We start from the raw sequence: 21,803 nt of genomic DNA, 5'->3' as shown, positions 1-21,803 counted from the left end.
CTCGATACGCGCGACTCTGGAATCTTCTCCCGCTGCAGATGTAAGCCGCCGCCCACAATGGGCGCAAGGGGAGAGAAGCACGGAGGGAAGGCAGACCTGCCCCCGACAAAGGTGTCGCACGCGCAGCTGCCGCCTATCGGATCAATCCCACGCGACTGTCGGGCTGGGGATTTGAAATACTTCAGTAATCCGGTGGATTTCGAGATATCAATCGAGCTGTCCCGCCGCGGGGCGTGGGGACAGCAGTACACCATACGAAACCACATGGGGATCGAATGCGTCGCCGATGAAATCGTGGCCGGCATAGCGGTCGGGATATAGTCATCGTCCGACCCGGTTTGTTGCTGAATCGGAGGGCATGTTCGAGTCTCGCAAGACTGTCGCATTTTCCATCCGAAGAGCACGTGGGGTCGAAAGCGAGACCCCTGCCGCACGCAACCGCTTGAGGATGTCGAAAAGAAGATCGCTCTTCACATTGCCCGCAATGCGAGGGCTTCGCACATAACCGGTTACGCTGAGCGTGATGCCATCTGGCGTCAGTTGGGTGAACGTGACCGAAGGCGCCGGGAAATCGAGGATCGTTTCGTTCTCCTGGTAAGCGCATAGAAGCAGGTCGCGCACATGTTCGGGATCCACATCCAGCGGAAACATTAGCTGCAGCGGCGCCACGCCGAGGGTTCCCTGGCTCATGGTGACATTGCGCACATTCTGCGAAATCAACTGGGAGTTCGGGACGATTACAGTGGAGCGGTCCCCGAGCAGGATTTCAGTTGCACGCACGTTGATTCGCTGAATATCGCCCTCCACGCCGGCGATGCTGACCATGTCGCCCACCTTGATGGGTCGCTCGGTGAGCAAGATCAGGCCGGAGATGAAATTCTTGACGATCTCTTGCAAGCCAAAACCGATCCCTACGGACAGCGCACTGACAATCCACGCCAGTTTCTCCCACCGCACGCCAAGGAAAGACAGGCTGACCAGGGCCAGCAACACATAGCCAACGTTGCTGAATAGTGTGACCAATGACGCCCGCATGCCGGGTTCCGAACAGAACTTCGGCAGAAGTTCCCCATCCAGCCAGTGCCGTACGGACCGTAGCAGCCAGATTCCGACGCCAAGGACAATGACGGTATCAAGGACGCTCTCGGGCATGATGTCGATGCTCCGTAGCTTGTCACCACCCAGCAGTCTAACTATGCCGTTCAGCAGGTCTGCTGGGGTGCTGCCGAAACCGCCGGTCAGTAGCGCTAGCACGGTCACCAACAGCAAAAAGCTCGTGCAGATTCCCGATATGACGATGGAAACTTGCTCTAGGTGCTCGTCAGTGACCCCGAACAATTGCTTGATCACGCGGCCACTTGCATGATGTGGCGCAAACAGGCTTGCGCAAAGGTCGCGTGTCAGTTGCGTCAATAGGTACGCGCCCGACAAGACGATGGCGAACCAGACCAACTCGTACGTCAGGAATCGTCCAAAGCTGGTATAGCCGACCAGCAAGGCAACGAGCGAGGCGATAACGGTAACGGTAACTCCGGCGTAGATCACGCCCGCCAGGGTACTGCGCGCCTCAGGCGGCTCGCCGGCAGCCGCCAGCCGCGCTCTTACGCGGTTCGCTCGTAGCAGTGCGACGCCGATGGTCGACGCCACCACCAGCGACACCATCCCTCGACCCAGCACGGTTACTTGCACACTAGTATCAGCGGTGCGGTTCAATTGTTCGAGCGTACCAGCCAGCAGTAGCAGTCCGGCCAACACAGCGGGAAACGGCCTGAGCGCTAGCGCAACTGGATCGGCCAACGCTGGCAACCGCCATGAAGGCTGGCGCGTACACAACAAGGCGCGGCCAAGGCCGGCGATCAGCGCACTTGTCATCATCAGCCGGGTCAGCTCGCCGAGAAGGTTCTGCAGCTCGGTCGGCAGCGTGTAGTGTCGTGTGAAAGCCACCACCACGATGTTCGCGGCGAGCGCTGTCGTCAGCACCGTGGCCAGCGTCGTGCCAAAGGCGAACACGCTGCGCCGCAGGCGGGCGGGCGGCAGCCGTGTAAGGGCCAGCCAAGCCACGCACCGTTCGGCGAGTGGCCGGCCCAGGCGCCACACAACCAGAGCCAACACGAGCAGGAAGCCGGTCATTGCCGCGCTGTCGGGTTGCCATACCCTGTAGACCATTTCCGTGACCTGCTTCTGAAAGCGCTGGAGGCGCATGCGGTCTTCTGCAGATGGGTCGAACAGTGGCTCCCAGAACCGGGGATTCGCAATGCTGTCCGAGTGCAGGGCGAGTTGGTCCTTGATCCAGCTACGCCTGAGCTTGCCGAGTTGCTCGTTCAGGTACGAAATGTTCCGCTGGCTTTCGGCAACCTGCTTCAGCTGCGTGTCGATCTGTGCCGTGCGTGCGTTAAGGTCCGCACGCTGATGCGCGACGGCGCGCGCCTCCGGCGTCGCCGTCGCGGCGGGCGGCGGACCGAGGACATCCAGTTGCGCCTGCAACTGGGTACGCTGGTGGGTAAGGACGTCCTTTAGTCCCGCGAGCCTGCCGACAAGTCGCAGTAGGTCGTGATCGAGGTCCTCGAGCCGCGTGTCGCGGGTGATATTCGATGCGGTTTCCTTGATGCGGTCCTGCTCTGCCTGCAGGTCAACCAATGCCGCCGCCTCTGGGGTCGACGCAGGGCCTTCCGCGGCGATGGGATAAGAAGCACGGGGCACAGCCTCAGCCGCCGCCGCATTCGACAATGCCGCTGGCAAGATGTGGAACAGCGTGACAAGGGCCATGCTCGACGCGAGCTTACGGACCGCGTTCATGGACGCCTCGACGAAGCATGCGCCCATTGCCCGGCCTCGTCGACGATCTGCCCGGCCAGATCCGCCACGGCGCGCTGTTGCGCCTGCACCAGGGCGGGAATGCCAGCCACCGCGGGTTCCTCGAACTGCCCATGGGACGCCAGCCTGCGAATGGCCCCCTTGTCGTCCATGCTAAGGCTCCAGTCGGCCACGAGCCGGACCAACTGGCCAGGCCACGCATCGAGCCGGCGAACCTGGACCTTAACCCGGAGCACCGGAATGCCGGCGGGCCGGATTAGCCCAGCGACATCCTGTGCGCCGAGGCAGCGGGTTAGTTCTGCCGAGAGCGCGCCGCGCAGTTCGTCAGCCAATGGCGCACTCCAACGCTGATTCTCGAGCAACGCGAGACCTCCCTCCCCTTGCCGCACGACCAATTGGGGCTGGTCGATCTGGGGCGGCACGCCGACCGGCAATACTTCGATCACGAACGGCGCCGGTCGGCTGACTGCCGGTGCATGGTCGGATGCTGCAGCCAGCGTATGGTAGTGAATCGGCGCCGACACGCAGGCCGTCAGTCCAAGGGCCGCGACCAACAACCCGGGCGATATGAGACGAACGAGACGGTTCATCGTCGGGACTCCTGCGTCGGGGTAGCGTTAGGGATGCTGAACTGAGGCGCAACGGGCGTCGGGTCGTCCGGCAGGCCACGGACCAAGGCCTGCGGATGACGGCCTAGCAGGTCGGTCAGTACGCGCACAGAGCGCGCCGCTTGCTGGACTTCCTGCAAGGTCTGTCCGAGGTTCTGTTGCAGCGGGGCGTCCTCCGCCAGCAGGCCCTGTGCAGCGACGAAGGTCTGTTCGGCTCGCTTTAAGGTCTGCGTCGTTTGCGGAAGCACCTGGCCGTTGACCTGCTCCAGCGTTTTGTCGAGATTACCTAGCGAGCGGTCGAGATGGCGGCCGATTGAATCAAAAGGAACTTCTTCGATCTTGCCGAGGATCCTGCCAAGCTGGTCTTGCAACTGGTCGAGGCTGCCCTTCACGGTGGGCAGAACGAGTGGCCGGACGGACTCATCGAACGCCACGCGCGGTGCGTTGGGAATGAAATCGAACGAAATATAAAGCTGCCCGGTCAGCAAGTTCGCGGGGCGGGCCTGGGCACGCAGGCCACGTGCCACCATCTCTCGCAGAAACCGAGCCTGTTGTCGCTCGGCCTCTGCGATGTCCTTGGGCAGCTTGTCCAGCGTGCGCCCGAGTCGCTGCGGATAGATCGACAGGTTCACTACCGACGTGAAGGTATGCGTGGCCGGTGCATAATCAAGCTCCATCGAAACCACCCGGCCAATCTCCAGGCCGTAGAACTGGACCGGCGCGCCCACAGCCAGGCCGCGCAGCGACTGTGAGAAGCGCAGTTGCAGCGATTGCGACGGCCCGTCGGGAGACGCCATCGCGGTCACCTGGTCTTTTGCGAGCGGGTAGTGCGCATCTTCCGGCACCATCTTCCCGCCGGCGGTCGGTGCGGCGAAAGCTATGCCGCCCGCGACAATCGTCGCGATCGACTGCGTCTTCAGTTTGAATCCGTCTGCACCGAGTGAAACATCAACGCCACTGGCATTCCAAAAGCGAGTATCGGCCGTAACGAAGCGATCGTATGGCGCGTCGACGAATATCCGAACGCTGACGCCCTCGCCGTCGTCATCGAGCCGATAAGAGGCCACGCGGCCCACCTGCACACGGCGGTAGTAAACGGGCGAGCCAATGTCCAGGGATCCCATGTCGGACGTGTGTAGGATGAACGTTCGGCCCGGTGTGTCGCCAATCACGGTAGGAGGTGTTTCAAGTCCCGTGAAGGTTTTGGCCGATGCCTCGGCCTTGCCGGCGTCGACGGCGATGTAGGCGCCCGACAGCAGGGTGTCGATACCGGATACGCCGCCCACGCCGACGCGCGGCCGGACCACCCAAAAGCGCGTGTCCTGGCGGGTTAGCCGTGACGCACTCTTGGCCAGCGCCACATGCGCCACGATATGAGAGCCATCGTCGCTGAGTGTGATCGCCGACACTGCCCCAACCGTGACGTCCTTGTACTTCACGGCCGTCTTGCCGGCTTCCAACCCTGCCGCCGTCCGGAACGCGATATCGATTTCTGGCCCGGCCGACCTCCACGTGTGGACCAGCATCGTCACTCCTATCAGCGCAGCAATGCCTGGCACAAGCCAGACTAAGGAAATGGGCACGCGGCGTCGGCTCATCGCGGGATCGCTCGGCGCGGGGGCAGAATGTTTTGGGAAGGGATCGCTCATATCTGTTCACCATCCCACGTCAGACGGGGATCGAATTGCATGGCGGAGAGCATGGTGAGGATCACGACGCCGCCGAAGAAGAGGATGCCGATGCGCGGTTCTGCGTCCGCCAGCGCTCCGAATTTGACAAGCGCGGCGACCATGGCCACAACGAGCACATCGAGCATCGACCAATAGCCGATCATCTCGACTAGCCGATAGAGCCTTGCGCGTTCCTGCATGGCCCACGTGCTTCGTCGTCGCGCGCTGACAAGTAGCAAGCCAAGAATCAGGAACTTGCTGCATGGGACGAGCACGCTGGCAACGAAGATCACCAGTGCGATGCCATAAGAGCCCGCGCTCCAGAAAGCAATCACGCCCTCTAGGATGGTGCTCTCGCTGCCATGGCCAAGCAGGCTGGTGAACATCATCGGCAGCAAGTTGGCCGGGATGTAGAGGATCATGCCGGCAATTAGCAGAGCCGAAGCGCGCGCAATACTGTCTGGCCGCCGGCGATGCAGGGCCGCGCCGCAGCAGGGACACTTCGAGTGCGTAGACTGGCTCACGCGCCCGCAGGTGTGGCAGCCAATGACGCCAAGATCATCAGCGCGCGGAAAGCGGTTCACGCGACAACTCCGCCAATGGCGGGCGGTGCAGTCAGGTCCCACAGCGAGTGGACATCGCGGCTAGCGATTAACGGAATAAGCACCATCAGCACCGCGTTTGCCCAGATACCGACGCCCGGCGCCACCTGAACGAAGCTGGTCAGCTTGACGATCGCGACCAGAATGCCGAGCACCGCAACTTCCACCATGCTCCAGGGGCGCAGCAAGACGAGCAATCGCATTGCCGGCGCGAAGCCGGGCGCGCGCCGCCTTACCCTGGCGAACGACAGGAGCCAGACGAGCAGCGCAATCTGGATGAAAGGAATCAGGATGATCGACAGCGCGGTCGGTATGGCGATGAGTCCGATCGTGCCATGCGCCAGTGCAGCGGCGGCCTGCCACAGCGTAGCCTCGCTGTACAGCCCTTTCAGGCTGATGCCGACCACGGGGCAGACGTTGGCCATCACAAAGACAATGGCGGCGCCAATTGTCAGGGCAAGCCACTGTTCGATGTCGAGGCAGCCGGAACCGTACAGCACAGCGGCGCAGCGTTCGCAGCGCGCCTGTTCGCCGGCCGCCGGTACGCGACGGCGGTAGACGGTGTCGCAATGTTCGCAGATCACCAGATTGGGAAAGGTGGACATAGAGAGAGCGGAGGCCCGCACAGTCGACGGTGTAGGAACCCAGATCACAACTAGACGCCTGCGTCTATTATTAAGCAAACTAGACGATTGTGTCTATAATTGATTTACACTGTTAGCTGTATGCCATTTCGGAAGTTGTGGGGAACGATGGATCGTGGTGACGTGATCAAAGCGAAGCATGAGACGGCCGACGAGACGGCAGCGGCGCGCCCGGCCCGCCAGAAGCGTGGGCAAGCCAGGGTAGATGTGGTGCTCAACACCGTCGCGGAAATGATTGCGGAGGAAGGATTGGCGGCAGTCAGCATGCACGCGCTGGCCCGGCGGGCGCAGACCTCGATTGGATCGCTCTATCACTTCTTTCCGGATCTGGACAGCGTGCTCGATGCGCTCTCGGAGCGACATCGCTCAGCGATGCAAGTGATCGCTCGGCAACAGATGGAAACGCCCGCCGCTGTCTGGCAGCAGTTGTCGCCGGACGAGGCGACCGAGCAATTAGTGATGCCCTATCTCGCCTATCTTCAGGCGCACGTGGACTACTTGCCACTGCTGCATGACCGCACCCCTGCCCATGAGGTGTCGGCGTTCATCCATTCAATTCGACAGGTCCTGGATGCCCGCCTACCCGGGCTTTCGTCCGGCGAAAGGGAGATCGGCGCGACGCTGCTCCACGCAGTCGCGGTGGGAACACTCTGGATGGGGTTTCGCACCAATCCAAACCGGCTCGACATCTACCTGCAAGGCATCCCGCGCCTGATGTCGGCCTACTTGGCCGACATGGAGGCCACAGCAAAGCGCTAACGCTCGCGGCAACGTATTCCGAAAACTGCAAAAGGCCTTTGCAACTTTCGCGTTCACATATATTGCCTAGGCAATGTACTATGCAGCCATCGAACTCGGAAACACCCTCGCCATGAAGCCAGACGCCGATGCTCTTCACTATGAACGCCGCGCAAGAGTCGCCCGCCTCGTCAACCGAGGCCAGAGCAAACTGATACAGGCGCTGGACAAGGACCTGGAGCCCTTTGGCGTCACTGCTGCGCAATACGGAATTCTGTCCGCTATCCGCGCGGGACGCGGTGATACCGCCGCGCAGCTTTGCAAAGAGATCTCATATAGCCCAGGCGCCATGACGCGGATGCTGGACCGCCTCGAGCAGAAACACCTAATCCGCCGGCTGCCCCACCCTGACAGCCGGCGCGCCAACATGCTCGAACTGACAGACGACGGCCGCCGGATCTTCCCGGAACTGCTCGCCAAATCATCGGCAATCATCAACCGCTTCTTCGGCGAATTCAACAGCGTAGAGTTACGACGCCTCGAGACATTGCTCGAACGCATGGTCGCGCACGAGTAAATTTTTTTGGCCATCTTGTTGCCTAGGCAACTTTAAAGACTACCGACAGACATGGCTCTACGGAGAAACGTGCAATGAGATCCCGGGTACCCCTCTTCTTTACCTTCGCTCTGTTGAGCGGTTGTGCGACATCGCCATCAATCGGCGTGCTGGGCGCCTTTTTTCCCGACTGGCTGTTCTGCATCGTCGGCGCCATCGTCGCGACGACGATGGTCCACGCGGGACTGCGCGCCACGGGGCGTTTGGTGCGCCCCGGCGGGCTTACTCTACCGCTGGCCTACCTGGCCCTCACGGTAACGCTGGCGTTGACCGGCTGGCTCATCTTCTTCCAAAACTGATTCGAGAGTACGGCGATGTCCGAAAAGACTGAAAACCGGGGCCGCGCGGGCAAAGCTATTGCGCTGCTGCTGATCGTGATGGCCCTTGGCCTGGGAATTTATGTGATCTGGCGCGTCGACACGGCACCCCGCACCGACGACGCTTATGCCTATGCCGACACCATCAGCGTGACGCCCGAAGTCAGCGGCCGGATCGTGGAACTGGCGGTGCGCGACAACCAGACCGTCAAGCGCGGCGATGTGCTGTTCCGGATTGACCCGCGTCCGTTCGAGGCCACTCTAGCTAAGGCACAGGCCACGCTAACAGCGCTCGATCGGGAGATCGAGTTGACCCAGCGCTCAGTAAACGCGCAGAAGTTGGGCGCCGCCGCTGCAACGGCCAGCGTGGATCGCTCACGTGCCGCCGCCGAGCAGGCCGCCGATACCCTGCGCCGCATGGAGCCATTGCTCGGATCGGAATACGTGTCGGCGGAACAGGTGGACCAGGCACGAACAGCCAAGCGCTCGACGCAGGCACAACTGAGTGCGGCCATTCTCGAAGCGCAACGCGCTACCGCCGGCATCAGCGGCGTGGATGCGCTGGTCGCCAAGCGCGAAGTGGCCAGGGCCGAAATCGCCCTTGCCGAGCTCAATCTCGAATTCGCTACGGTGCGTGCGCCGTTCGATGGCATCGTCATCAACCTCAAGACATCTGCAGGTCAATTCGCGGCGGCAGGTCATCCGGTCTTCACGCTGGCCAACACCACACGTTGGTACGTTGTGGCGAATTTTCGCGAAACAGAGCTTGAACACATCAAGCCAGGGCAACCAACGCAAGTCTACGTGCTGGGCCAGTCGGAAAAGCGGTTTTGGGGCGCGGTCGAATCCGTGGGCGCCGGCGTGTTTCCCGATGACGGCGGCGCCGAAACCGGTGGCCTGCCCCATGTGCCGCGTTCCATCAACTGGGTGCGCGTGGCTCAGCGCTTTCCGGTGCGCATTTTGGTGGAGAAGGCTGATCCGGCCGTGTTCCGAATCGGCGCGTCGGCGGTGGCCATCGTGACAACCGACGCTGCACCAATGTCGCATTGAGAGACTGCAATCATGGATTTCCGGAGCATACGGACGTTTCTGCGCACCGAACTGGCACCGTTTGAGGGGCGCAAAGAGGCGGTATGGCGATTTGTAATCAGTACCGCGCTGGTGATCGTAATCTCGATGACGCTCGAGGTGCCGTTACTACCGCTGTCGCTGCTGATGGTGTTCTTCACTGCGCAGGAAAACACGGTCCTCACACGATTGTCCGGCATCGTGCTCCTGATCGGCACGACCTTTGCGGTAGCTCTTAGCCTGCTGGTTGTAAAGGTCACCATCAATTATCCGATGTTCCGAATTCTGGCTGCAGGCGCCATTGCCTTCTGCGGAATGTATTTCATGCGCGTCAGCAAACTGGGAGCCATCGGCTACCTCGTGGCCCTGATCGTGTTCTATGCGCAGAGCTTCGTCGACCTTGGTGTGAGTTCGGAGGGACTCGTGCGAAGCCTGCTGTGGCTATGGATAGCAACGCTCTATCCCATCCTGCTCACGATCACGGTCAACTTCCTGTTTTGGCCGCGCCGGCCCGCACGACTGCTCAACGATGAGATGTGCCGCCAGCTCGACGTGGTCGCCGGTCAACTGGAAGCGCGCCGCACGCAAACCACACCGAAGCAGTTGAGTACCGACGCTGTGGCCAAAGGCGTGCTCGTATTGCATCGGCACCTTGCCTTCGCCACCCAGGGCGACGACGCATACCACCGAGATCGCGCACGGCACCTGACGCGCATCGCGGCTGTAGACCGATTGCATACGGCTGCCGCACACCTTTCGCGCCTGCCCGTGACGGCACTGTCGGCCTCACAGGACGTCGAGGTGGTTGCGCTGCTCAAGCATTGCCAGGCGCTACGCGATTCGATTGTGGAGAACGTTGCCACGTTTCACCCCAACAACATTGTCAGCACGCGCGTGGCAGATGGGCAGCTTGACCTCGTGTTGCGCGACATGGAACATGCGCTACAGGCAATCGGCGAGGCGGAATCGATACCGTCAACGCCCATTTCGGCGACAGAAGGAATCATCGCGGGTGACGCCTTCCACAATCCGGCTTATGGCCAGTTCGCGCTGAAGACCGTCTTGGCCGCCTTCATTTGCTACGTTTTCTACATCGGCATGCAATGGCCAGGCATTCATACGGCCATGCTCACGTGCTTCATCCTGGCCCTGCCGAGTCTAGGCGCAACATCGCATAAGGGGCTGACGCGTATCGTTGGCTGTGCGCTGGGGAGTATCGTCGCACTGTTCGCAGCCGTTTTCATCACGCCGCATGTCGATACCATCGCCGGCTTGCTGTTGTTCACTTTACCAATTGTTGCGGCCAGCGCGTGGATCGCTGCGGGCTCTCCACGTACCAACTACATTGGCATGCAGTTTGTTTTCTCTTATGCCCTGTCGCAACTGGGGCACTTCAGTCCGGTAACGGACCTGACAGCACTGCGTGACCGCATGATCGGCATTCTGATTGGTGCTGCGGTCTCGATCGCCATCTTCGCCTGGCTCTGGCCCGAGCGTGAGGGCGACGCGCTGAAGCAAATGCTGGCACGCCTGCTGCGCAGCGTTGCGGGTCTCGTGCGAGCGGGAAGCGAGACGGCCGACTCTGCCTCCCTCGACAAAGCGCGCGTGCAAGGTTGGTCGCTGCTGATGCAGAATCGCGAAATGCAGGCTCGTGTGGCGCTGGAACCGGGTTGGCAGTATGCGCACGACTCAGTGACTGCAGACATTACGACGTCATTGGCGCAGGCGCAGGAGACATTGTTCGCAGCAAACTGGCTGCAGCTTATGCTGAAACCGGCCGGGCGCACGGTGCCTAAACCAATGGGCGACTCACTCGAGACGTTTCGCGTTCAAGCGGCAGCTCGGCTCAATACCATAGCGCAGAGGTTCGACGGGCACGTGCCGCCTGCCGTCCCGACAACGCACAGCGCCGACCCGTTGGCTGATTTGGATCGCTACAAGGCAGACATACCCCCGGCCGCATCCGACTGGCTCGACGACGTTGTGAGTGCCGCCCGCACGCTCGATGAATGCATTTCTCAGCTGGACCGCCGCGTGGCCACGCCGGCCGCATGACACAGGAGCAAATCATGAACCGTTCCATTCCACATCGCCGCTCCCTGCTCCGCTTGCTTGCCATTGCGTCTGGCACCTTACTGCTGCTTGCCGCCAGTGGCTGTGCATTGATGCGCAAGGATACTGCCCCGCTGGCACAGGTTCCCGTCGAGCAGGTGCGCGTGGCACCAGACGCTGCACTCCCAGAGGGCCCGTGGCCGTCGGAAGCTTGGTGGCAACGCTATGGCGATGACCAACTAGACGCGTTGGTCGCGCGCGCCCTGAAGGAATCCCCGACGATGACGGTGGCGCGCATGCGCGTCGAGGCGAGTCAGGCGCAGACCAAGCTCGTCGATGCGTCAAGCGGATTGCTGGTGGGTCTCAATGCATCGGTCAACCGCCAGCGGCTGTCGGAGAACGGTTTCCTCGGCCCGTTCTCCCACACCAATCCTGAAATGGGAACCACCGGTCCATGGTATACGCAGGGCACCATCGGCATCGGTGCCGAATACTCCTTCGATCTCTGGGGCAAGGATCGAGCCCGCGTCAATGCTGCGATGGGCGTGGCCAAGGCCCGCCAGGCCGAAGCCGCGCAGGCTGCGCTCGTGCTGTCGTCGCAAGTCGTCAAGACCTACTACGAGATCCAGGCGACCTACGCGTTACAGGAACTGCTCGAACAGGCGCGCGAGATCCAGCACGATACCGTCGAAGCCCACGAGTCTCGCACCGCACGCGGTCTGGAGCCGCGGACACAGGTGGAGATTACGCAAGCGCAGTTGCTGCGACTGGATCAACAGATCGAGGCTGCGCAAACGCGGGCGCGCGTACTGCACGAAGGGCTCCGCCTAGTCATCGGCGCCCAACCGCAGGATTTTCCGCCGCTCGCAGCCCGCCCGCTCCCAGACAGTGCCGGCGGTGTGCCATCTTCACTCGGCTATGAGCTACTAGCGCGGCGTCCGGACTTACAGGCAATGCGCTGGTATGTGCAGGCATCGATGGACCAGATTGACGCAGCAAAGGCGGCGTTCTATCCGAGCTTTGATATCCGCGCTTTCTTGGGGCTGGATTCTCTGCACCTGGCCGACCTGTTGCGAAAATCGAGCCGGCAGATTAACGTGGTTCCGGGGCTGAGCTTGCCGATCTTCGACAGTGGACGCCTGAATGCCAACCTTGCTGCGACCCGCTCACAGAGCAACGTCCTGATTGCGCAGTACAACGAGTCAATCCTCAGTGCCGTGCGGGAGGTTGCACAAGCTGCTATCGAGTTGGACGGTTTGCGGCGTCAGGCTGCTATGCAGGAAGGAACGCTGAAGTCGGTCCGCTTCGCCTCGAAGAGTGCCGACGCGCACTACCGGCAAGGACTACTCGACAAAGCATCGGCACTGGACGCCAGGCTCCCGGTCCTCGCAGAACAGGGTCAGGCAATTGAGATTCGCAGCAAGCAGATCCACAAGGACATCGCACTGGCCACAGCGCTTGGCGGCGGGTATGACGCCAGGCCAGTTGGCCAGGGGGTGCAGGAGTCCCACCAGTAAGGCGAGAGCCAGGTCGCCGTGGAAAGTCAATCTCTCCGCCCCCGCGACTCGGGGAGTGCCCGATGCAAGCCGTATTACGCCATCGTACCGGCGGCTAGCTTCATGGTCCGCCCGTACGTAGCGTCAAATGCCCCGGCGATGTCGATGCATGGTCAGTGCGACTTTGAGTTTCGCAATCCAGCCGACGTCGTCGAGCGCAGCGCCTAGCGCATTCTCGATCCGCTCAAGACGATAGTCGAGCGTGTTGGGGTGGATGCCTAGTGCACCAGCGGCAACCTTGCGACGCTGCTTGTGCGCGAAGAACGTTTCGAGCGTAAGCAGGATATCAGGCTCGCTCGACAGATGATCGACCAGAGAAAGCAGATAGCGAGATGCACTATCTACGCTACGCACGCTTTCCTCAATCACGATTTCAGAATACCGATGCACGGAGCGTAGCACCGAATCGCTGCCGCGTGCGAAGTCCAACGCCCGTATCGCTTCGTTGGCCGACTCCGCCCATCCCTTCGCGCTTGTACCCGCCAAGCCGAGTCCGACTGCCTTGATCTCGTCCGTCGATTGTGCGAAGGCGGCAACGCGTTCCGCAATCTTTGTATCGCTCAGGTGCATCGGGTCACCGTGTTCGCAAGGGACCCAGACAATCATGCGGTCGCGATGCCATACGCTGACGAGATCATCAGAGGGCATCGCAAGATGCCGCGCAGCCGAAATCACGAGCCGATCGAGATGACCTTCGGATGCTGTCGAATTACGGTCGAATTTTCCCAACTCGACGGCCACTGCAATGCGTGACGCGACAGGATCGAGGCCAAGTGCCTTCGCAATTGCGCTAAAGTCTTCATCCGGGCCAGAGTAATTGAAGATGATCTCGTGCAACTGATAACGTAAGGACTGCCGCCAACGCGCCTGCTGATACTGTTCGTCAAGATACGCCTGAGAGATCAACTGTGCCAACTGGTCGAAGTAGTCCATCAAGTAAGGCGACACAACGAACAGCAGTTCATCGCGTAACTCGGGGTTGGCACTGCCAGTTTGTGCGCATTCGTTCCAAACTTCACGCAGCCCGACACGAAAGGCGCGCAACAGCGAGGGTAGCGCGATGCCCTGATGCACGCGCCTGCGGCCGAACTCGTGGAGAGCCTGTAGGTCGCCCGGTGAAGGGGCGGATTCATTTGTTATGGAATCGAACCACAACCTCTCCGATAACGCGATCGAGTCCATGATGTCCTTCTTGACCGCGGCAGTCAGGTTCTCATACCCGTCGATCCGCGTCAGCGCCTTATAAGTCCGCGCAATCCTCGTGGACGAATCCGTCGCAACTTCCCTGAGCTTCTCGCGTATCAATGGCGAAAAGTCCGGCACTTCAATTGTTATCGCGCTCACTATCTCACCTGGCTGACTTACGCACTACCGCCTCGCGGCAAATAGCATTGACGTGCAACTTAACGCACTTCTCCAACACTGCCATGCTGCTCCAAATTGCTTGCCCCTGGTTCCCATAGGCACGCCAGGGAGCAACTGACCCAGGCCTTGTGAAAACTCACAACCCCTGCCATAGCTTTCACGATTTCTTTGCTTGGTGTCGACGGCTACCTTAGAGGTGTCGGCCACCAACAAGACTCGCACGGTCGACGTAATTCCACTCACTTCGATCGCCGAGTTCCTATGAAGAATTTTGAAAGTGTGTTTTCCGGCCTGAAGGTGGTCGACTTTGCCAGCTACATCGCGGGACCAGCAGCAGCAACCATTCTTTCAGATTTCGGCGCCACGGTCATCAAGGTTGAGCCGCCAGGCATTGGTGACCCGTACCGCCAGCTCTATCTGCTGCCGCCTAACCCCACGAGTGAGCACAACTACACGTGGCAGTTGACCAATCGAAACAAGCGAAGCATCGCCCTAGACCTGAAGGCCCCAGATGCGAAGGACGTCCTAGCGAAGCTAGTGCAATGGGCTGATGTCGTCGTAATCAACTTTCCACCGAAAGTCAGGGATCGCCTGGGACTAAGCTACGAGGCCGTGGCCCCGCTCAACCCGCGCCTCATCTATGCGGACATCACTGGTTATGGCGCAAAAGGACCGGAGGCTGACAAGCCCGGATTCGACATCACGGCGTACTGGGCTCGTTCCGGCCTTATGCAGGTGACGCGCAATGCGGGAAGCCCGCCGTCGCTCCCGATCCCCGGCGTCGGTGATCACGCTACCGCCAGCACCCTCTATTCCGCGATCGTGACGGGCCTGTACCGACGTGAGAAAACTGGTCAGGGCAGCCACGTTAGCACGTCCCTCATCGCCGAAGGCGCCTGGGCGGCCGCAACCTGGATTGAGGGCGGCCTCAACGGTGCAAAGTTCTACGGGCTACACGACCGCAAAGCGCCGCCGAACGCCTTGATGAATTCTTATCAAACTGCCGATGATCGCTGGCTGCTGCTGGTTCTCCCGCAGAGCAAGGACTGGCCAGCGTTCCTGCACGCCATGCAGATCCCCGGGTTGTCCGAAGACCCTCGCTTTACCGACGCTCCCGGCCGCGCCGCAAACGCCGAGGCACTCGTCGAGATTCTGGACAAGCAATTCTCCACGCAACCGCTCGCACACTGGAAGACTGTCTTCGACGCGGCGCGTGTCATTCACGGCGTGGTTCAGGTCGCCGAGGAAATCATCAACGACCGGCAAATGTACGAGAACGAGATCTTCGTGCCACTCGCCGACCCGGGCCCCAGCGCCACGCACACCGTGAATAGCCCGATCCAGATCGCTGGCGTGCCGAAGGTTGCGCCGGGACGCGCGCCCCACTTGGGCGAACACAGTTTCGAGGTATTACACGAACTTGGATTCGCTATTGACGAGATCACCAACCTGTTCTCAAGCGGGGTGGTTTCCAAGCCGGACGTGGCAGTCTAAGCACCATCGACCTGCCAAGAACCCTAACTTGACATTGCCATGACTGAGCAACAATTGCTGGACAACGCTTATGCGATGCCACTCGCACGACCGGCTTATCCGAAGCCACCCTACCGCTTCGTGAATCGAGAATTTCTCATCATCACCTATCGAACCGATCCCGCGGCAATCGAGCGCATCCTGCCGGCACCCCTGAAGGCCGCTAAGTCGATCGTCAAGTACGAGTTCATCCACATGCCTGACTCGTCGGGATTCGGCTCCTACACAGAATCGGGTCAGGTGATCCCCGTAACACTCGACGGCGAGGCAGGTTCCTATACACACGCGATGTATCTGGACAACTTCCCTGCAATCGCTGCGGGCCGCGAGTTGTTCGGATTTCCCAAGACCTTCGCGCAGCCGCGACTGGAGGTACGCAGCGACGCGCTCGTTGGTACTCTCGATTACAACGGCCTGCGGATCGCAACCGGAACGATGGCCTACAAATACAACGCGCTGGATCTCGAGGAAGTGCGCCGCTCCACGGAAAGCCCGGGCTTCCTCCTGAAGATGACACCTCACATCGACGGATCGCTGCGCACCTGTGAACTCGTTCGCTACAAGGCAACCGACGTTGTTGTAAAGGGTGCGTGGTCCGGGCCCGCTTCCCTCGAATTGCATCCGCACTGCCTCGCGCCGCTGACGGACCTGCCGGTCCTTGAGGTTCTGTCGGCAACTCACATGATCACGGATCTCACGCTTGGTGACGCCGAAGTCGTGCACGACTACCTACAGCCTCACCGCACGCGTTAAGTCAATGGGCTCGACCCGAGCGTTACAGGAAGATTGGAAATGTCGAAGCAAATCAAACGAGTCGCCGTTATTGGAACCGGTGTTATCGGAGCCAGCTGGACGGCGTTCTTTCTCGCAAAGGGCCTCGATGTCGTCGCGACAGACATCGCTCCCGACGCCGAAGCGCGGCTTCGTGCTTACGTAGATCGGGCTTGGCCCGCACTGGAACAGCTCGGTCTGGCAGCGGGGGCATCGCGCTCACGTCTGGCCTTTACGAGCGCCCTGGCCGAGGCGATTACCGGGGTCGACCTAATCCAGGAGAATGGCCCGGAGCGACTTGAGTTCAAGAGGCAACTCTACAAGCAACTCGACGAACTTTTGCCGTCCGACACGCTGATCGCGTCGAGTTCATCGGGACTTCGGATGAGCGACATTCAATCGAGCTGCACGCGCCATCCGGATCGTTGTGTTATCGCGCACCCATTCACCCCTCCACACCTGATTCCCCTGGTGGAGATTGTCGGGGGTTCGAAAACGTCCGAGGAAACGATTCAGCGGGTTGCCGAGTTCTACACGACGCTCGGCAAGCGTACGATCCGCCTCAATAAAGAAGTGACGGGCCACGTCGCCAATCGTCTGCAAGGAGCGTTGCTCCGCGAGGTCATGTATCTCGTCTCGGAAGGCGTAGTTAGTGCCGCAGACGCCGATACCGCAGTTAGCTGGGGCCCTGGACTGCGCTGGGGCCTCATGGGTCCGAACATGCTGATGCACCTCGGCGGAGGGCCGGGCGGCGTCGAGCACTTCTTAGATCAGTTCACCGGACCATTGACCGAGTGGTGGCAAGCGCTGGGCTCTCCGACAATCACTCCGGAGGTGCGCGCCGCAGTTGTTGCCGGCGTACATGAGGCCGTTGGCGAACAGTCGACAGATGCGCTGGCGTCGCGCCGCGACGAGGCGCTGCTCGGCCTCCTCGCCCTGCGTGCCAAGTTCTGAGCGCCGCCCCCTATTGACCCAGTTCTATACAACTTGGCACTTTGACCATGTCGACGTTGAACCATCTCTTGTATGAAAAGAAGGCCGGAATCGCCTACGTCACCATCAACCGTCCGAAGGCACTGAATGCATTGAGCCGTGCGACGCTGGACGAACTGCGCTCGGTGATGGAGGACTCCCGCGACGATGCTGCCATACAAGGCGTGATCATAACAGGCGCCGGCGGAAAGGCGTTTGTTGCTGGCGCCGATATCACGGAAATCGCAGAGATCTCCGCCATTGAAGCCCAACGATTTACCCGTATCGGCCAGTCCACTTTTGACCTCATCGAACAACTTGGTAAGCCCGTTATCGCTGCAGTCAACGGCTTTGCGCTCGGCGGAGGATGTGAACTTGCACTGGCCTGCACGCTGCGCCTGGCCGCACCACAGGCCCGATTCGGCCAGCCAGAAGTAAAACTTGGCGTCATCCCCGGATTTGGCGGTACACAGCGTTTGCCACGACTGGTCGGCAAGGGCCGCGCGTTGCAGCTGATCCTGACGGCAGACACGATCGATGCGCCAGAAGCGCACCGCATCGGCCTTGTCAACGAGATCGTCCCAGCGGACGAGTTGATAGCACGAGCAGAAGCCATCCTGAGCCGAATTTCCGTGAATGCGCCCATCGCCACGCGGCTCGCTCTGGAAGCCGTGAACCACGGTCTCGACATGAACCTTGCTGGTGGGCTGGAGATCGAGAGCACCCTGTTTTCGGTGTGCGCATCGACAAACGACAAGCGCGAGGGCACGACAGCCTTTATCGAGAAGCGGTCGCCCAAGTTCAGCGCAAGCTAGTTACGACGCGTATTACCTACCCAAACACTGACCGGCTGAGTTCACTCGCCACGTAATATCGGAATAGTGCAATGAGTTACACCGCCCCTGTAAAAGACATTATGTTTGCCCTGACGGAGCTCGCGGGCATCGACCAGATCACTGCGTTGCCCGGGTTCGAGGACGCCACCGCGGAAACCGCGCAAGCCGTCATCGAGGAATCTGCGAAGCTGTGCGGAGAGCTGCTGGCACCGCTCAATGTTCAGGGCGATCGGCACGGTAGTACCTGGAAAGATGGGGTCGTCACGGCTGCGCCCGGCTTCGGCGACGCGTTCCGTCAGTTTGCCGACGGAGGCTGGCAAGGCGTACAGCATCCAACAGAATACGTCGGCCAAGGGCTGCCAAAGCTAATTGCAACGCCTTGCATCGAAATGCTCAATGCATCCAATCTTGCGTTTGCCCTGTGCCCGCTACTGACGGACGGCGCCATCGAAGCACTATTGACAGCTGGCAATGACGCACAAAAACAGACATTCGTTCCGAAGTTGATCTCCGGTCAATGGACCGGCACGATGAACCTGACTGAACCCCAGGCTGGCTCCGACCTCGCATTGATCCGCACACGCGCCGAGCCACAGGGTGACGGAACGTATCGCATCTTCGGCACGAAGATCTTCATCACGTGGGGCGAGCACGATATGGCAGAGAACATCGTCCATCTCGTACTGGCTCGCACGCCGGGCGCACCAGAGGGCGTCAAGGGAATTTCCCTCTTTGTCGTACCAAAGTTCAATGTGAATGAAGACGGCTCGCTCGGCGAACGCAATGACGTCCGCTGCGTGTCAATTGAACACAAGCTTGGCATTCGCGGGAGTGCGACCGCCGTACTGCAGTTCGGCGACAACGGCGGCGCGATTGGTCACCTGGTCGGTGAGGAAAATCGCGGTCTCGAGTACATGTTCATCATGATGAACGCCGCGCGTTTCGCAGTCGGTATGCAGGGGATCGGAATCTCGGAAGCTGCGTACCAGAAAGCCGTCGAGTACGCGAAGGATCGCGTGCAAAGCCGGCCGGTCGATGGTTCCGCGAAGCGATCTGTCTCGATCATCCAGCATCCAGACGTGCGCCGGATGCTGCTTACGATGCGCAGCCTGACCGAAGCTGCACGTGCCCTGGCATATGTTGCCGCAGCGCATTGCGATATCGCGCATCACCATCCCAGTATGGCTATTCGTGCCGAAAATCAGGCGATCTACGAGTTCCTCGTGCCGATCATCAAGGGGTGGAGCACCGAATCGTCCCTCGAAGTAACAAGCCTCGGTGTGCAGGTGCACGGCGGCATGGGCTTCATTGAGGAGACTGGCGCCGCACAGTTCTACCGCGACGCACGCATTCTGACGATCTATGAAGGGACAACTGCGATCCAAGCGAATGACCTGATTGGCCGCAAGACCCTGCGGGACGGCGGTGGCGTTGTGAAGACACTTCTTGTGAGCATCGAAAACACACTCGAGTCGCTGCGTACACAGGAAGGCCCTGCATTTGCTTCAATGCTGACCCATCTCCAGCAAGGACAACAATCGCTGAAAAACGCAGTCGAGTTTGTCGTTGCCAATGCAAAGCGCGATCCGAACGCTGTCTTCATGGGTAGCGTGCCGTATCTAAAGCTCGCCGGGATTGTTCTCGGTGGCTGGCAGATGGCCCGTGCAATGCTGGCGGCTGCAAGAAAGCAGGCAGAGGATCCGTCGTTCTACGGCGCGAAGATTGCAACCGCACGCTTCTTCGCTGAGTTCGTACTGCCGCAGGCGATTGCGCTGGAGGCATCCATTACGCGCGCGACCGGTTCGGAGGATGTCATGGCGCTTTCAGAAGCGCAGTTCTGACAGGAGCCAGGTCATGACGATTGCATGCGGAATTCAGAGCCCAAACGCAAAGCTCATTGAGGCGTATGGTCCCCGCGAATCGATGGAGTACGACGTCGTCATCGTCGGCGGCGGCCCTGCCGGGCTGTCGGCGGCGATCCGCCTCAAGCAGCTTGCGGCGGCACAACGTCACGAGATCAGCGTTTGCGTACTGGAAAAGGGCTCAGAGATCGGTGCCCACATCCTTTCTGGCGCGGTCATGGACCCGCGTGCAATCACCGAACTGTTTCCGGACTGGCGGGAAAAGGGCGCACCGCTCAAGGTTCCTGTGAGCGAAGACCGCTTCAAGTTCTTGACCGAATCGGGATCCTTAAGCGTGCCGAACTGGGCGCTACCGGACAACTTCAAGAACCACGGTAACTATGTCATCAGTCTGGCAAACGTCTCGCGTTGGCTTGGCCAGCAAGCTGAAGCCCTAGGCGTTGAAATCTTTGCAGGCTTCGCGGCCGCCGAAGTGCTCTTTAACGGTGACGGTTCGGTCAAAGGCGTGGCTACCGGCAATCTGGGCGTCGGAAAAGACGGTGAGCCCACCGAGAATTTCCAGCTCGGCATGGAACTTCACTCGAAGTACACCCTTTTTTGCGAGGGTGCGCGGGGGCATCTCGGCCGCCAGCTTTCCGACAGGTTCCAGCTACGCGAAGGCGTGGATCCGCAAGTGTATGGGATCGGTATCAAGGAATTGTGGGAGATCGATCCGTCGAAACACAAGCCGGGGCTTGTCATGCACACGGCAGGTTGGCCGATGGACAGCAACACGTACGGCGGCTCTTTTCTCTATCACATGGACAACAACCAAGTCGTAGTGGGCTTCGTCGTTGGCCTCGGCTACACGAATCCATACCTGTCGCCGTTCGAGGAGTTCCAGCGCTACAAGACGCACCCGGCGATTCGTACCTTCCTCGAGGGCGGCAAGCGCGTATCGTATGGCGCTCGTGCAATCACTGCGGGCGGTCTTATGTCGCTCTCGAAGCTGGTGTTCCCCGGTGGCGCGTTGGTAGGCGACGACGCGGGCTTCCTGAACGCGTCGCGAATCAAGGGTAGCCACGCCGCAATCAAAACCGGCATGCTGGCAGCAGAGGCAGCGTTCGACGCTGTCCGAGCCGGGCGCCAGGCAGATGAGCTGAGCGCTTATCCGAAGTCTTTCGAAGAATCCTGGTTACACGAGGAACTGCATCGCGCACGCAATTTCAAGCAGTGGATGAGCAAGGGCTTGTACCTGGGAACGCTGATGGTCAGCGTCGAGCAGAAGCTGTTACGCGGCAACGTTCCGTGGACTCTGCACCATCAGCATTCGGATCATGAGACGCTGAAGCCGGCGTCCCAGTGCAAGCCAATAGCGTATCCGAAGCCTGACGGCAAGCTGACGTTCGACCGGCTGTCATCGGTATTCATCTCGAACACCAATCACGAAGAAAACCAACCGGCTCACCTGACGCTGAAGGACCCCACCATCCCGGTGAACCTCAACCTGCGGACCTACGCAGGACCGGAGAGCAGGTTTTGCCCGGCCGGCGTGTATGAATTCGTCGAAGACGAGAGCAGCGGCGCTCGCCTCGTAATCAACGCCCAGAACTGTGTGCATTGCAAGACCTGCGATATCAAGGATCCGACACAAAATATCGTGTGGGTCACGCCCGAGGGTGGCGGCGGCCCGAATTACCCAAACATGTAGTGCCGTTTCCCCGATACGGTTTGCCCTTTATGCCCATGAGGCGCCCGCATCGGTTTCATGATTAGAAACAAAACGGCCGGCGAGGCCTA

Annotated in this window: 18 protein-coding genes; 12 read left to right on the top strand and 6 right to left on the bottom strand. The window is 60.4% G+C overall.

Translation table 11 applies throughout. The annotated features are described in order from the left end of the window. Nucleotides 1-321: 321 nt before the first annotated feature. From AC3WRR_RS02175 to AC3WRR_RS02155, 5 genes are read right to left on the bottom strand one after another with little or no spacing between them, the layout of a single operon-like run. On the bottom strand, nucleotides 322-2,796 hold the full coding sequence (locus AC3WRR_RS02175) for a DUF3772 domain-containing protein (protein ID WP_492296105.1): 2,475 nt from the start codon (nucleotides 2,794-2,796) through the stop codon (nucleotides 322-324). Beyond that, nucleotides 2,793-3,404, bottom strand: a complete 612-nt coding sequence (locus tag AC3WRR_RS02170) for a PqiC family protein (RefSeq protein WP_492296104.1) — start codon at nucleotides 3,402-3,404, stop codon at nucleotides 2,793-2,795. Before AC3WRR_RS02170 ends, AC3WRR_RS02175 begins: the two co-directional genes overlap by 4 nt. After that, nucleotides 3,401-5,071 (bottom strand): PqiB family protein, encoded by a 1,671-nt coding sequence (locus tag AC3WRR_RS02165; protein WP_492296102.1) that lies wholly within the window; start codon nucleotides 5,069-5,071, stop codon nucleotides 3,401-3,403. The genes AC3WRR_RS02170 and AC3WRR_RS02165 overlap by 4 nt, the downstream gene beginning before the upstream one ends. Further along, nucleotides 5,068-5,676, bottom strand: coding sequence for a paraquat-inducible protein A (locus AC3WRR_RS02160; protein WP_492296100.1), 609 nt, complete (start codon nucleotides 5,674-5,676; stop codon nucleotides 5,068-5,070). The genes AC3WRR_RS02165 and AC3WRR_RS02160 overlap by 4 nt, the downstream gene beginning before the upstream one ends. Further along, nucleotides 5,673-6,299: a paraquat-inducible protein A gene (locus AC3WRR_RS02155; RefSeq protein WP_492296098.1), complete on the bottom strand. Its 627-nt coding sequence runs from the start codon at nucleotides 6,297-6,299 to the stop codon at nucleotides 5,673-5,675. Before AC3WRR_RS02155 ends, AC3WRR_RS02160 begins: the two co-directional genes overlap by 4 nt. 162 nt (nucleotides 6,300-6,461) lie before the next feature. Between AC3WRR_RS02155 and AC3WRR_RS02150 the strand changes: the two genes are divergently transcribed. The 6 genes from AC3WRR_RS02150 (at nucleotide 6,462) to AC3WRR_RS02125 (ending at nucleotide 12,646) form a co-directional block, all read left to right on the top strand. Next, complete coding sequence (locus tag AC3WRR_RS02150; RefSeq protein WP_492296097.1) at nucleotides 6,462-7,097, top strand: TetR/AcrR family transcriptional regulator; 636 nt, start codon at nucleotides 6,462-6,464, stop codon at nucleotides 7,095-7,097. Nucleotides 7,098-7,209: 112 nt separating this feature from the next. After that, entirely contained in the window at nucleotides 7,210-7,653 is a 444-nt protein-coding gene (locus AC3WRR_RS02145) for a MarR family winged helix-turn-helix transcriptional regulator (RefSeq protein WP_492296095.1), read from the top strand. 74 nt (nucleotides 7,654-7,727) lie between these two features. Next, a complete protein-coding gene (locus AC3WRR_RS02140) occupies nucleotides 7,728-7,991 on the top strand; it encodes a YtcA family lipoprotein (RefSeq protein WP_492296093.1) in 264 nt (87 codons plus the stop codon). A gap of 15 nt (nucleotides 7,992-8,006) precedes the next feature. After that, on the top strand, nucleotides 8,007-9,059 hold the full coding sequence (mdtN, locus tag AC3WRR_RS02135) for a multidrug transporter subunit MdtN (protein ID WP_492296091.1): 1,053 nt from the start codon (nucleotides 8,007-8,009) through the stop codon (nucleotides 9,057-9,059). Nucleotides 9,060-9,071: 12 nt separating this feature from the next. Further along, complete coding sequence (locus tag AC3WRR_RS02130; RefSeq protein WP_492296089.1) at nucleotides 9,072-11,132, top strand: FUSC family protein; 2,061 nt, start codon at nucleotides 9,072-9,074, stop codon at nucleotides 11,130-11,132. A 14-nt stretch (nucleotides 11,133-11,146) separates the two neighbouring features. Beyond that, nucleotides 11,147-12,646: an efflux transporter outer membrane subunit gene (locus tag AC3WRR_RS02125; RefSeq protein ID WP_492296088.1), complete on the top strand. Its 1,500-nt coding sequence runs from the start codon at nucleotides 11,147-11,149 to the stop codon at nucleotides 12,644-12,646. Between the two features lie 123 nt (nucleotides 12,647-12,769). Here the strand turns inward: AC3WRR_RS02125 and AC3WRR_RS02120 are convergent, their stop codons facing one another. Then, nucleotides 12,770-14,029, bottom strand: a complete 1,260-nt coding sequence (locus AC3WRR_RS02120) for a PucR family transcriptional regulator (protein ID WP_492296086.1) — start codon at nucleotides 14,027-14,029, stop codon at nucleotides 12,770-12,772. Nucleotides 14,030-14,311: 282 nt separating this feature from the next. On the opposite strand from AC3WRR_RS02120, the gene AC3WRR_RS02115 reads away from it, so the two are divergent. From AC3WRR_RS02115 to AC3WRR_RS02090, 6 genes are all read left to right on the top strand, one after another. Continuing rightward, a complete protein-coding gene (locus AC3WRR_RS02115; protein WP_492296084.1) occupies nucleotides 14,312-15,544 on the top strand; it encodes a CaiB/BaiF CoA transferase family protein in 1,233 nt (410 codons plus the stop codon). Between the two features lie 39 nt (nucleotides 15,545-15,583). Then, nucleotides 15,584-16,336 carry an acetoacetate decarboxylase gene (locus AC3WRR_RS02110; protein WP_492296082.1) on the top strand — a complete coding sequence of 251 codons (753 nt, stop codon included), beginning with the start codon at nucleotides 15,584-15,586 and terminating at the stop codon, nucleotides 16,334-16,336. Nucleotides 16,337-16,375: 39 nt separating this feature from the next. After that, nucleotides 16,376-17,308 (top strand): 3-hydroxyacyl-CoA dehydrogenase NAD-binding domain-containing protein, encoded by a 933-nt coding sequence (locus AC3WRR_RS02105; RefSeq protein WP_492296080.1) that lies wholly within the window; start codon nucleotides 16,376-16,378, stop codon nucleotides 17,306-17,308. Between the two features lie 47 nt (nucleotides 17,309-17,355). Further along, complete coding sequence (locus AC3WRR_RS02100; RefSeq protein ID WP_492296078.1) at nucleotides 17,356-18,141, top strand: enoyl-CoA hydratase-related protein; 786 nt, start codon at nucleotides 17,356-17,358, stop codon at nucleotides 18,139-18,141. A 71-nt stretch (nucleotides 18,142-18,212) separates the two neighbouring features. After that, nucleotides 18,213-20,003 (top strand): acyl-CoA dehydrogenase, encoded by a 1,791-nt coding sequence (locus tag AC3WRR_RS02095; RefSeq protein WP_492296076.1) that lies wholly within the window; start codon nucleotides 18,213-18,215, stop codon nucleotides 20,001-20,003. Nucleotides 20,004-20,016: 13 nt separating this feature from the next. Next, a complete protein-coding gene (locus AC3WRR_RS02090; RefSeq protein WP_492296075.1) occupies nucleotides 20,017-21,714 on the top strand; it encodes an electron transfer flavoprotein-ubiquinone oxidoreductase in 1,698 nt (565 codons plus the stop codon). Nucleotides 21,715-21,803 lie beyond the last annotated feature (89 nt).

This window comes from Cupriavidus sp. FW305-3-2-15-C-LB2 (genome assembly GCF_058787575.1).
Note: the sequence above shows the minus strand (reverse complement) of the source record. Positions and strands in the feature narration are given on the sequence as shown.

Bases quoted from the DNA above. Each gene is read 5' to 3' on its own strand.
- mdtN (WP_492296091.1), top strand. From the start codon at position 8,007: ATGTCCGAAAAGACTGAAAACCGGGGCCGCGCGGGCAAAGCTATTGCG.
- AC3WRR_RS02130 (WP_492296089.1), top strand. From the start codon at position 9,072: ATGGATTTCCGGAGCATACGGACGTTTCTGCGCACCGAACTGGCACCG.
- AC3WRR_RS02140 (WP_492296093.1), top strand. From the start codon at position 7,728: ATGAGATCCCGGGTACCCCTCTTCTTTACCTTCGCTCTGTTGAGCGGT.
- AC3WRR_RS02170 (WP_492296104.1), bottom strand. From the start codon at position 3,404: ATGAACCGTCTCGTTCGTCTCATATCGCCCGGGTTGTTGGTCGCGGCC.
- AC3WRR_RS02115 (WP_492296084.1), top strand. From the start codon at position 14,312: ATGAAGAATTTTGAAAGTGTGTTTTCCGGCCTGAAGGTGGTCGACTTT.
- AC3WRR_RS02145 (WP_492296095.1), top strand. From the start codon at position 7,210: ATGAAGCCAGACGCCGATGCTCTTCACTATGAACGCCGCGCAAGAGTC.
- AC3WRR_RS02155 (WP_492296098.1), bottom strand. From the start codon at position 6,299: ATGTCCACCTTTCCCAATCTGGTGATCTGCGAACATTGCGACACCGTC.
- AC3WRR_RS02175 (WP_492296105.1), bottom strand. From the start codon at position 2,796: ATGAACGCGGTCCGTAAGCTCGCGTCGAGCATGGCCCTTGTCACGCTG.
- AC3WRR_RS02090 (WP_492296075.1), top strand. From the start codon at position 20,017: ATGACGATTGCATGCGGAATTCAGAGCCCAAACGCAAAGCTCATTGAG.
- AC3WRR_RS02110 (WP_492296082.1), top strand. From the start codon at position 15,584: ATGACTGAGCAACAATTGCTGGACAACGCTTATGCGATGCCACTCGCA.
- AC3WRR_RS02095 (WP_492296076.1), top strand. From the start codon at position 18,213: ATGAGTTACACCGCCCCTGTAAAAGACATTATGTTTGCCCTGACGGAG.
- AC3WRR_RS02105 (WP_492296080.1), top strand. From the start codon at position 16,376: ATGTCGAAGCAAATCAAACGAGTCGCCGTTATTGGAACCGGTGTTATC.
- AC3WRR_RS02100 (WP_492296078.1), top strand. From the start codon at position 17,356: ATGTCGACGTTGAACCATCTCTTGTATGAAAAGAAGGCCGGAATCGCC.
- AC3WRR_RS02125 (WP_492296088.1), top strand. From the start codon at position 11,147: ATGAACCGTTCCATTCCACATCGCCGCTCCCTGCTCCGCTTGCTTGCC.
- AC3WRR_RS02165 (WP_492296102.1), bottom strand. From the start codon at position 5,071: ATGAGCGATCCCTTCCCAAAACATTCTGCCCCCGCGCCGAGCGATCCC.